Annotated in this window: 10 protein-coding genes; 4 read left to right on the top strand and 6 right to left on the bottom strand. The window is 68.1% G+C overall.

Features of this window, described 5'->3' with window-relative positions:
* Positions 1 to 124: 124 nt before the first annotated feature.
* On the bottom strand, positions 125 to 991 hold the full coding sequence (locus ACODSU_RS02975) for a hypothetical protein (RefSeq protein ID WP_488839937.1): 867 nt from the start codon (positions 989 to 991) through the stop codon (positions 125 to 127).
* Positions 992 to 1,127: 136 nt separating this feature from the next.
* On the bottom strand, positions 1,128 to 2,243 hold the full coding sequence (gene alr / locus ACODSU_RS02970; protein ID WP_015012110.1) for an alanine racemase: 1,116 nt from the start codon (positions 2,241 to 2,243) through the stop codon (positions 1,128 to 1,130).
* Between the two features lie 156 nt (positions 2,244 to 2,399).
* Here alr and lplT point away from each other — a divergent pair, with 156 nt between their 5' ends.
* The 3 genes from lplT to ACODSU_RS02955 all read left to right on the top strand — a co-directional run bounded on the left by lplT (position 2,400) and on the right by ACODSU_RS02955 (position 5,454).
* The gene (gene lplT / locus ACODSU_RS02965) at positions 2,400 to 3,704 is read left to right on the top strand and encodes a lysophospholipid transporter LplT (RefSeq protein ID WP_060985777.1); all 1,305 of its coding nucleotides are present in this window, start codon (positions 2,400 to 2,402) and stop codon (positions 3,702 to 3,704) included.
* 286 nt (positions 3,705 to 3,990) lie between these two features.
* Positions 3,991 to 4,890, top strand: a complete 900-nt coding sequence (locus ACODSU_RS02960; RefSeq protein ID WP_488839934.1) for a DMT family transporter — start codon at positions 3,991 to 3,993, stop codon at positions 4,888 to 4,890.
* A 75-nt stretch (positions 4,891 to 4,965) separates the two neighbouring features.
* A complete protein-coding gene (locus tag ACODSU_RS02955) occupies positions 4,966 to 5,454 on the top strand; it encodes a glutathione peroxidase (protein WP_488839932.1) in 489 nt (162 codons plus the stop codon).
* 13 nt (positions 5,455 to 5,467) lie between these two features.
* On the opposite strand, the gene ACODSU_RS02950 is transcribed toward ACODSU_RS02955, so the two are convergent.
* On the bottom strand, positions 5,468 to 5,968 hold the full coding sequence (locus tag ACODSU_RS02950; protein ID WP_488839930.1) for a GNAT family N-acetyltransferase: 501 nt from the start codon (positions 5,966 to 5,968) through the stop codon (positions 5,468 to 5,470).
* Positions 5,969 to 5,980: 12 nt separating this feature from the next.
* Positions 5,981 to 7,201, bottom strand: coding sequence for an acyltransferase family protein (locus ACODSU_RS02945; RefSeq protein WP_488839969.1), 1,221 nt, complete (start codon positions 7,199 to 7,201; stop codon positions 5,981 to 5,983).
* A 175-nt stretch (positions 7,202 to 7,376) separates the two neighbouring features.
* Between ACODSU_RS02945 and ACODSU_RS02940 the strand changes: the two genes are divergently transcribed.
* Positions 7,377 to 8,327 (top strand): LytTR family DNA-binding domain-containing protein, encoded by a 951-nt coding sequence (locus ACODSU_RS02940; protein WP_488839928.1) that lies wholly within the window; start codon positions 7,377 to 7,379, stop codon positions 8,325 to 8,327.
* Positions 8,328 to 8,338: 11 nt separating this feature from the next.
* On the opposite strand, the gene ACODSU_RS02935 is transcribed toward ACODSU_RS02940, so the two are convergent.
* Together ACODSU_RS02935 and ACODSU_RS02930 are read right to left on the bottom strand one after the other, a co-directional pair.
* Positions 8,339 to 9,073 carry a helix-turn-helix transcriptional regulator gene (locus tag ACODSU_RS02935; RefSeq protein ID WP_488839926.1) on the bottom strand — a complete coding sequence of 245 codons (735 nt, stop codon included), beginning with the start codon at positions 9,071 to 9,073 and terminating at the stop codon, positions 8,339 to 8,341.
* Positions 9,074 to 9,132: 59 nt separating this feature from the next.
* Positions 9,133 to 9,777 (bottom strand): glutathione S-transferase family protein, encoded by a 645-nt coding sequence (locus ACODSU_RS02930; RefSeq protein WP_488839924.1) that lies wholly within the window; start codon positions 9,775 to 9,777, stop codon positions 9,133 to 9,135.
* Between the last annotated feature and the right edge of the window lie 12 nt (positions 9,778 to 9,789).

Genomic DNA, 9,789 nt, shown 5'->3' with positions numbered 1-9,789 from the left:
GTCATCTTCACTTACTTGTCTGGGCCTACCTTTTGGCAACGTGCACTTCGTTGTTTAAACCGCCGGGTTTTTTGCCTCAAGCGCTAGTGCAATATGCCCTAGCAGCTATCAAATAGAGAGCAAGTCACCACCCCTGGATCACGCGCAACGCCTCGGGCAGCGAATGCACATGGGGCAGGAAGTGGTCGATGGTGGCGCCCAGCAGCACGGCGCAGACCAGCGCGCCCAGCAGGGGCTTCCAGGTCAGGCGCACAGCGGCGCTGAGCCAGCCCTCGCGCTCCACCCCCACGGCGGCGCGGGCCGTGGCCACCGAGAAGGCGATCTCCACCGCCACAGTGAGCAGCACATCCCAGCCAAAGAACAGCATGGCAAGCGAGCCCGCGCCCAGGATCAGCGCCGCGCCAATGAGAAAGATGGCCACCACAGGCACGACCACCACCGCGCCCTCGTCGGCGCTGCCCAGCGCATCGGCCGCGCCCCCGGCAATGTCGCCCAGCACGCTGGAGTCGCTGCTGGAGCCCCCGCTGGACAGGCCTTGCGTCCACCCGCCCGCAAAGTCCCCCGATGCGCCACCGCCGCCAAAGTCGCCCCCACCGGTGCGCGGCAGGGGCACCTGGCCGCCCCCGGAGGGGCCATTGCCGCTGGGCCAGGAGATGTCGGGCACATCCAGACTGCCATCGCCCGATGGCCCGTCCCTCCGCACCAGCCGTGCCGCCCAGGCGCGCAGCACCAGCAGATAGCCGATGTAGCCCACCGACAACGTGATCAAGTACCGCAGCGCCAGCGAATCCACGCCCAGCACCATCTGCAGGTGCGAGGTGGCCCACATCAGCAGCAGCGTGAAGCTGCCGATCAGCAACCCGTGCCAGCGCAGGCTGTAGCGCTGTTGCAGGGTGCGCGCGACCGCACCGTGGTGCGGCATGCGCACCGAGCGCCAGGTGGAGCTGCCTTTTTTCTTGGAACTGGAGGAGTTGCTGCGGGGTGTGGCCATGGAAGGAGCGCGCTGCGCGCGGCGGCAAACAGACGGCGCCATTTCACACCAGTTTCAGGCCGCGCCCCACACCGGCGGGCCCTGCGGCGTGAACTTGTGCGCGAACCGCGCCCTGCCGCACGCCAATGAGGGGGCTTCAGGCCCCGCCGTCCACCACCACCGGCACGCGCTGCGCCAGGGCGCACATCAGCTCGTAGCCCACGGTACCTGCTGCCTGCGCCACTTCGTCGATGGACAACACCACGCCATTACTGGCGCGGCCCCAGAGCGTGACCTCGCTGCCAAAGCCCACGTCCACACCCGCCTGCTGCAGCGGCGTGAGGTCCACGGTCACCATGTCCATGCTCACCCGCCCCACCAGGCGCGTGCGCACGCCATTCACCAGCACCGGCGTGCCGGTGTCGCAGTGGCGGGGGTAGCCATCCGCGTAGCCACAGGCGGCGATGCCGATGGTGAGCGGGCCATCGGCCGTGAAGCGCGAGCCATAGCCCACGGTGTCGCCCGCCTGCAGTTGCTGGGTGGCGATGAGGCGCGTGGACAGCGTCATGGTGGGTTGCAACCCCCAGTGGCCAGCGTGGTGCTCGGGGAAGTCCGGCGCGCTGCCATACACCACGATGCCCGCGCGCACCCAGTCGGCGCGCACGCCCGCATCCTGCGCGTGGCGCAGCGTGGCGGCACTGTTGCTCAGGCTGCGCTCGCCAGGCAGGTCCTGCGCGGCGGCGTTGAAGGCTGCCATCTGGTGCGCAATGCCCCGCGGGCCATCGGCGTCGCTGAAGTGGGTCATGAACGAAATCTCGTCCACCTGCGGCAGCGCATTGAGCCGGGCCCACGCGGCGCGGTAGCGCTCGGGCGTGAAGCCCAGGCGGTTCATGCCCGAATTCATCTTGAGGAACACCCGGTGCGGCACCTGGGTCTTGTGCGCAGCCAGCATGTCGATCTGCTCGTCGCAGTGCACCGCGTGCCACAGGCCCAGGCGAGAGCACAGCTCCAGGTCGCGCGGCTCGAACACGCCTTCGAGCAGCAGGATGGGCCCGCGCCAGCCCAGGTGGCGCACGCGCTCGGCCTCGGCCAGGTCCAGCAGCGCAAAACCGTCGGCGCCGCGCAGGCCCTCGTACACCCGCTCGATGCCGTGGCCATAGGCATTGGCCTTGACCACCGCCCACACCTTGGCGTCAGGCACCGACTGGCGCACGCGCGCGAGGTTGTGGTGCAAGGCCGTGGTGTGGATGGTGGCAGCAATGGGACGGGGCATGGGACAGACTTGATGGAGCGAGGGATTTACCGGGGGACCAGCGCCAGATTCTGGCACTGTGGCCGTTTATCCGCGTGATATAACCGCCTGTCCCTCGCTACGATTCTTCACATTTACCAGGGCATCAGCCCAACTGATGCTCTCACCAGCCATTCGATGAAGCGCGGTTTTTACACCATCATGTCGGCGCAGTTTTTCAGCTCGCTGGCCGACAACGCACTCTTCGTAGCCGCTGTGGAACTCCTGCGCACCGGAGGCGCCCCCGAGTGGCAGCGCGCGGCCCTGGTGCCCATGTTCGCATTGTTCTATGTGGTGCTGGCCCCCTTCGTCGGCGCCTTCGCCGATGCGCTGCCCAAGGGCAAGGTCATGTTCGTCAGCAACGCCATCAAGGTGGCGGGCTGCCTGATGATGCTGTTTGGCTCCCACCCGCTGATCGCCTACGCCGTCGTCGGCCTGGGGGCTGCGGCCTACTCGCCCGCCAAGTACGGCATCCTGACCGAGCTGCTGCCCGCGTCGCAACTCGTGAAGGCCAACGGCTGGATCGAGGGCCTGACGATTGCATCGATCATCCTGGGTGTGCTGTTTGGCGGCCAGCTGGTGGGGCAGCAGTTGTCGGGCCTGCTGCTGGGCTTTGACTTTCCGCTGATCGACACCGGCGTGGACACGCCCGCCGAGGCCGCCATTGCCGCGCTGATCGCCGTGTATGCCCTGGCCGCGTGGTTCAACACCCGCATCCCGCACACGGGCGTCGAGATGCGCCCCCTGCGCGCCGACCCCTCGCGCAGCGTGCTGGCCAACACCCTCAACCTGCTGCCCGACTTCTGGGCCTGCAACAGCCGCCTGTGGCGCGACAAGCTGGGCCAGATCTCGCTGGCCACCACCACCCTGTTCTGGGGCGCCGGTGGCAACCTCAAGTTCATCGTGCTGGCCTGGGCCGCCGTGGCCCTGGGCTACAACACCACGCAGGCCTCGGCCCTCACGGGTGTGGTGGCCATCGGCACCGCCGTGGGTGCCGTGGTGGCCTCGATGCGCATGCGCCTGGACATGGCCACCCGCGTGATCCCGCTGGGCATTGCGATGGGGCTGCTGCTGATCCTGATGGTGTTCATCAGCAACATCTGGCTGGCCATCCCCTTCCTCATCGTGCTGGGTGGCCTGGGTGGCTACCTGGTGGTGCCCATGAACGCACTGCTGCAGCACCGGGGCCACAACCTGATGGGTGCGGGCCGGTCGATTGCCGTGCAGAACTTCAACGAGCAGGCCTGCATCCTAGGGCTGGGGGCGTTCTACAGCCTGTCGCTCAAGCTAGGCCTGTCGGTGTTTGGCGCCATCACCACCTTCGGGCTCGTGGTGGCGGGCATCATGTGGGTCATCCGCCGCTGGCACCAGCGCAACTGCGTGAACCACCGCGACGAGGTGAACCACCTGCTGGATATCGCGCGGCACGATACGCACCATTGACTCCTGATTGCGAAGCCCCCCTGTGCGGCTTCGCCGCTTCCCCCGAGGGGGACGCACCCGGTGGCCTGGAGCTATGGAAGGCTCCCCCTGAGCCGCTGCGCGTCTTCCCCCTCTCTCGCTGCGCGGGTGGGGGACGCACCCAGTGGCCTGGCAAAGCCAGCTCCACGACTGCACGGGCCTTGAAGCGTGCCAGTTTTAACTGGCTGTGCAGCATGCAACCATTTGCTACATAATTTATAGCTATCAGCGCATATTCCACTAGCGCTACCGCCCGTTTTTGCCTTCAATGCACTCTCCACTCCCTTTCGCCGCCCTGCTGTTCAACGCCTTTGTCTGGGGGCTGGCGTGGTGGCCGTTTCAGCACATGCACCAGGCGGGGCTGCACCCCTTGTGGGCCACGTCCTGCATGTATGCGGTGGTGTTGCTGGCCCTGCTGGCGTGGCGCCCCGGCATCCTGCAGCAGGTGCGCGCGCATCCGCAGCTGTGGCTGCTGGCGCTGGCCTCGGGGCTGAACAACGTGGCCTTCAACTGGGCCGTGACCATTGGCGACGTGGTGCGCGTGATCCTGCTGTTCTATCTGATGCCCGCCTGGGCCGTGCTGCTGGCCTGGCGCATCCTGGGCGAGCGCCCTACCCCTGCGGCACTGCTGCGCCTGGCGCTGGCCTTCACGGGTGTGGTGCTGGTGCTGCTGCCCGAGGGCGCACCGGCATCGCGCCTGCTGCAAAACCTGTCGCTGGCCGACGCTCTGGCGCTGCTGGGCGGGTTCATGTTTGCACTCACCAACGTCACGCTGCGCCGCCTGCACACCGTGCCGGGGCCCGCGCGCATGTTCTCGATGTTTGGCGGCTGCATGCTCATGGCGCTGGCGGTGGCCTGCATCGGCCTGCAAGTGGGCGTGGTGGAGCCCTTCCCCGCCGCCAACGCCACCTGGATCGTTACCGGCCTGCTGCTGGCCGGGGTGCTGATGTTGGGCAACTGGGCGTTGCAGTTTGGCGCTGCGCGGCTCGCGGCAGGCACCACGGCGCTGGTGATGTTGTCGGAGGTGATGTTTGCCAGCGTGTCATCGGCCCTGCTGGGTGCGGCCACGCTGAACACGCGCACCGTGCTGGGCGGCGCGCTGATCCTGCTGGCATCGCTGCTGGCGGCGCTGCAGTTCCGCCGACCGGGCGCTGCGGGCCCTCATTGATGGATTGACCCGCAGGCGCACAGGCCTCTGCAGCTGGGGCTACGATGGCCCGTCATCCCCACCCGGAGAACCCCCATGCCCACCAGCATCTACGACTTTGAAGCCCTGCAGATGAACGGCCAGTCCGTGCCCCTGTCCCAATACCGCGGCAAGGTATTGCTCATCGTGAACACCGCCAGCGCCTGCGGCTTCACGCCCCAGTTCGGCGGACTGGAAGAACTGCACAAGGAATACGCGGACCAAGGCCTCGTCGTGCTGGGCTTCCCCTGCAACCAGTTTGGCGCCCAGGACCCCGGCAGCAACGACGAGATCGCCAGCTTCTGCCAGCTCAACTACGGCGTGAGCTTTCCGATGATGGCCAAGATCGACGTGAACGGCACCAACGCCTCGCCCCTGTACCAGTGGCTTACCGCCGAAGCCCCGGGCCTGCTGGGCAGCAAGGCCATCAAGTGGAACTTCACCAAGTTCCTCGTCGGCAAGGACGGCCAGGTGATCCGTCGCTATGCGCCGCAGGATGCACCGAAGAAGCTGGCGGCGGATATTGAGGCGGCGCTGGCCACCTGAAGCAGCGCACGGCTCAGACTGCGGCAGAGGCCATTGACGCCGCAGAAGGCAACCACCTGCACAACACCCGCTCCCGGCCTGTGGTCGGATGGGTATCGATCCGCCCCTCCACCAGGCCGTGGCGGGCATAAAAGCGCCTCGCACCGCTGTTGGCGGTCGCCACATGCAAGGTCCAGCCAACGGGGCACAGGCGATGCACCTGTTGCACCAGTTCGGCCCCCACGCCCTGGCCCTGCCAGTCGGGGTCCACAAACAGCTGGTGCAAATAGACCTGGGCCGGGTCCAGCACCAGGAACGCCGTGACCTCGGGGCCTTCGGCACGCACCAGCGTTACACACGGCGGGCCGAACTCCGCGCGGACCCGCGCCTCCCAATGGTCGGGCGGAGCCACGAGCGTCACGGAAGGATTGGCGGAGCACCAGGCCCGGCGCCAGACGCGGGCCAGGGGCGTGCAGTCCGCGTCGGTGGCGGGCCGCAGAAGCGGCAACAGGGATACCGGAGCACGAACGGGCATGCCAGGATTGTGTCAGCCCATCGGGGGCTGGGCCCGTGCCCGCAGGGCGACTCCCGCACGGGGCGCAGACGGCCCTCTCACACCCGGCAACCCGAAAAGCGGCCGCAACCACCACACGCGCCGCACCACCGCCGTCAGCGCCCAGCACAGCACCACCGTCCCAGCCACCAGGGCCAGTGGCTCTGCCACCGGCCCCAGCTGCGCTGGCGCCAACCACACCGCCAGCACGATGATGGCCGTCTGGTGCAGCAGGTACCAGGGGTAGACCGATTCGTTGGCCCACCGCAGCCAGCGCCAGGGTCGGTTGAGGCGGTGATGCGCCCAGCCCAGGATGGCCAGCAGCGCCGTCCACAGGTAGCCGTCTGCCAGCACGCGCAGGGGCAGGCGCGCAGCGCGCAAACCGTGTTGCTGTGCCGCTCCCAGCAGCCCCAGGTAACAAACCAGCAGCACCACCGCCAAAACGAAGGCGCGCCAGCGCAGGCGCACGAGTTCCGCCCATAGACCGGCATCCAGCCCGATCCAGTAGCCGTAGACGAACACCGTGAAGTACACCGCGTGCAGCCAGGCGTCGTGGACAAGGTCGTGCGTGGGCGGGAAATGCGGCCACAACAGTACCGAATACAGCGCCAGCGGCAGCACGGGCACCCCGATCAGCGCCACGCCCCGCAGACCGGTGAACGCCCGGCGCACACGCTGCCCGGCCGTAGATTCGGCCAGGGGCAGCAGCACGGCCAGCACCACGGTGTAGACCCACAGGTAAGCCAGGTACCACAGGTGGTTCCAGGTGACGCCCGCATGCCAGCCATCGAACGCGCCCGGCGGCCAGGTGCTGCCGCTGTAGTAGCGCAGCAGAAACGCACCGAAGCCCGGTGCGATGAGCCCGTTGGCCACGCCCTGCGCGTACGGCTGGTAGGGCACGATGACCGCCATGCCAAAGGCCAGCGGGATCAGCAGGCGCAGGGTGCGCAGCCGCACCAGCCCCCCCACCGTCTGTCCCCGCCGCACGAACCCGAAGGCGAGGCCAGAGATCAGGAATACCAAGTCCATGCGCCAGAGATTGAGTGCCCGCATGGGCGCCTGCAGCCATTCCGCAGCGTGCGGGCTTTTGAGGTGCCAGTGCCATTCGGCCACGTAGTACATGGCCACGTGGTACAGGATGACCAGGGCAAAGGCCAGCGCCCGCAGCGCGTCGATGTCATGGCGGCGGACGGGGGTGGAGGCACAGGAGGACATGGGCATGGCATCACAAATGCAAAAGGAACACAGGGGCTGATGCTGCGTCCCCGCCCCTGCGCCCACCACGACCAGGGGACGAGTTGGGGGGCCTTTGGGACCAGCGGGGGTCGGCAGGGACGAATCGCAGCTGTCCCGGAGCCACAGCGGCCCAGCCCTGCCTACACTTGCCCCCATGACCGCCCCCGCCGCGCCCGCCTGGATCGACCGCTACCCCCACGACCGCGCCCTGCGGCGCCGTGCTGAGGTCTGTTTTTGGGCCGTGGTGCTGCTGGTGCAGGCGGCCTTCAACACCGTGGTGACCCGGATCGAACTGCGCAGCGCTGGGCAGGCCGTGGCCGCATGGGAGCCCCTGCTGTGGGAGCTGACGAGCGCGCTGGTGGTGGCGGCGCTGATCCCGGCCGTGGTGGCTTTCGAGCAGCGCTTTGTGCTGCGCTGGGGCACGCTGCGGCGGCACCTGCCTTGGCATGTGCTGGCCAGCGCGGTGTATTGCACCATGCACCTGGCAGGCATGTGGGCGCTGCGCTACGCGGGCTATGCAGCGCTGGGCGAGCACTACCAGCCGCCCGGCTGGTGGGCGCAGTGGGGGTACGAATACCTGAAGGATGTGCGCAGTTACACACTCACGGTGTGTGCGCTGGTGAGTTACCGCTTTTTGCTGCTGCGCCTGCAGGGCGAGGCCCGCGTGCTGGATGCGCCCGAGCCCCCCTCCCCGCCTGCACTCCAGGAGCACGCCCCGGCCCCGGATGCCACCGCGCCGGACGATCCGCTCGCCCCCCCATCACCGCCCGCGCAGCGCCCGGAGCGCTTCCTGGTACGCAAGCTGCGCCGCGAGTTCCTGATCGCTGCGGGCGACATCGCCTGGCTGCAGGCCCAAGCCAACTATGTGGGCCTGCATGTGAACGGACACGACTACCTGCTGCGCTCCACGCTCACCGACTTCCTCATGCAGTTGGACCCCGCGCGTTTTGTGCGCGTGCACCGCAGCTACGCCGTCAACCTGGATGCCATTGCCGTCATCGAACCGCTGGACAGCGGCGACGCGCGTTTGGTGATGAAGGATGGGAGCAGCGTGCCGTGCAGCCGCCGGTACCGCGACGGGCTGGCGCCCTCCCGCATGGGTTGAGCGCGCACTGCTCAGGCATTGAGCCCCGGTTTTTTCGCGCCCCCCCATTCGGGTGGGCCCTCGGCCATCTCGGCCTCCACCTTGCGCAGCAGGTCGGCCAGGGTCTTGCCGGGCTCCTGGCGGAACTGCTCCTCCAGCACCACCAGACCCACGATGCGGTCGATGCGAAAGCCGCGAAAGTCGTTGCGCAGCTCGCACCAGGCCGACAGCGTCCAGACCTTGCCCCAGTAAAAGCAGCCCAGCGGCCGCAGGCGGCGCAGGCTGGGGCGGCCATGCACGTCGGCGTAGTCGATCTGCACCATGTGGCGGCTGTGCACCGCCTCGCGCAGCGCCTGCAGGTGGGACTGCACGCGCGGGTCGAGCCCCACCGAGGGCGCGTACAGCGCCTGCGCCTCGGCCGCGACCCGTGCCGCCGGGGGCAGCACGGACAGGATCTTGCCCAGCGCCATCTCCACCTCGCGGGCCAGCCCGGCGTCGAGCCAGGCCTGGGCCAGGCGGGCGGCCGCCACCAGAGCGTTGGCCTCGCCCTGGCTGAACATCAGCGGCGGCAGGTCAAAGCCCGCGCCCAGGCGGTAGCCCACACCGGCTTCGCCCTCAATGGGCACGCCCTGGTGCTGGAGGTCCGCCACGTCGCGGTAGATGGTGCGGGCCGAGACTTCGAGCCGCTCGGCCAGGAAGGCGGCGGTGGACAGGCGCCGCCCCCGGATGAGCTGGACGATCTGGAACAGGCGGTCAGCGCGGCGCATGACCATGGCCCCGGGGGCGAGCTGCCGCCGACCGCTTGGACCGTATCAGGTCGCAAAACTCAGCCATGGCCTTTGCTCTGCTGCACCAGTGCATCGTCGATCTGGGCTGCGCGCACGAACGCGGGGCGCTGCATGAACGGCTGCGCATACCGCTCGAACACGGGGCGGCGTTCGATGGTGCCGAACTGCATGCCCCAGATCAGGTGCGCGCCCACATACAGGTCCACTGCGGTGAAATGGTCGCCGCAGAGGTACGGCCCTTGGCTAACAGCCTGCTCCAGGGTGTTCATGACATCGGCGTAACTGCCGTAGCCCACCATGGCCGCACGTTCGGTGGGTGCCAGCAGGTTCAGCGCCTTGGCGGTGGCGGCGCTTTCCAGCGGCCCAGCGCAAAAGAACAACCAGCGGTAGTACGCAGCGCGTGCAGGCGTACCCACGGCCGGGGCCAACGATTTGTCAGGGAACAGGTCGGCCAGATAGGCGCAGATGGCCGCCACCTCGGTGACCACCGCCTGCCCGTGCCGCAGTGCTGGCACCTTGCCCATGGGGTTGATGGCCAGGTAGTCGGGGGCCTTCATGGTGGTGCCGTATTCGAGCAGCACGGTGTCGTAGGGCACACCACATTCCTCCAGCATCCAGCGCGCGGTGCGGCCTCGGGACATGGGATGGGTGTAGAACGTCAGGGAGGCGGCAGATGTGTTCATGGGTGAGGCTCC

The sequence above is a fragment of the Acidovorax sp. FG48 genome (assembly GCF_057809085.1).
This window is presented reverse-complemented; position numbering and strand designations above follow the sequence as displayed.

Coding starts and splice junctions, on each gene's coding strand:
- ACODSU_RS02975 (WP_488839937.1), bottom strand. CDS start 991: ATGGCCACACCCCGCAGCAACTCCTCCAGTTCCAAGAAAAAAGGCAGC.
- alr (WP_015012110.1), bottom strand. CDS start 2,243: ATGCCCCGTCCCATTGCTGCCACCATCCACACCACGGCCTTGCACCAC.
- lplT (WP_060985777.1), top strand. CDS start 2,400: ATGAAGCGCGGTTTTTACACCATCATGTCGGCGCAGTTTTTCAGCTCG.
- ACODSU_RS02960 (WP_488839934.1), top strand. CDS start 3,991: ATGCACTCTCCACTCCCTTTCGCCGCCCTGCTGTTCAACGCCTTTGTC.
- ACODSU_RS02955 (WP_488839932.1), top strand. CDS start 4,966: ATGCCCACCAGCATCTACGACTTTGAAGCCCTGCAGATGAACGGCCAG.
- ACODSU_RS02950 (WP_488839930.1), bottom strand. CDS start 5,968: ATGCCCGTTCGTGCTCCGGTATCCCTGTTGCCGCTTCTGCGGCCCGCC.
- ACODSU_RS02945 (WP_488839969.1), bottom strand. CDS start 7,201: ATGTCCTCCTGTGCCTCCACCCCCGTCCGCCGCCATGACATCGACGCG.
- ACODSU_RS02940 (WP_488839928.1), top strand. CDS start 7,377: ATGACCGCCCCCGCCGCGCCCGCCTGGATCGACCGCTACCCCCACGAC.
- ACODSU_RS02935 (WP_488839926.1), bottom strand. CDS start 9,073: ATGCGCCGCGCTGACCGCCTGTTCCAGATCGTCCAGCTCATCCGGGGG.
- ACODSU_RS02930 (WP_488839924.1), bottom strand. CDS start 9,777: ATGAACACATCTGCCGCCTCCCTGACGTTCTACACCCATCCCATGTCC.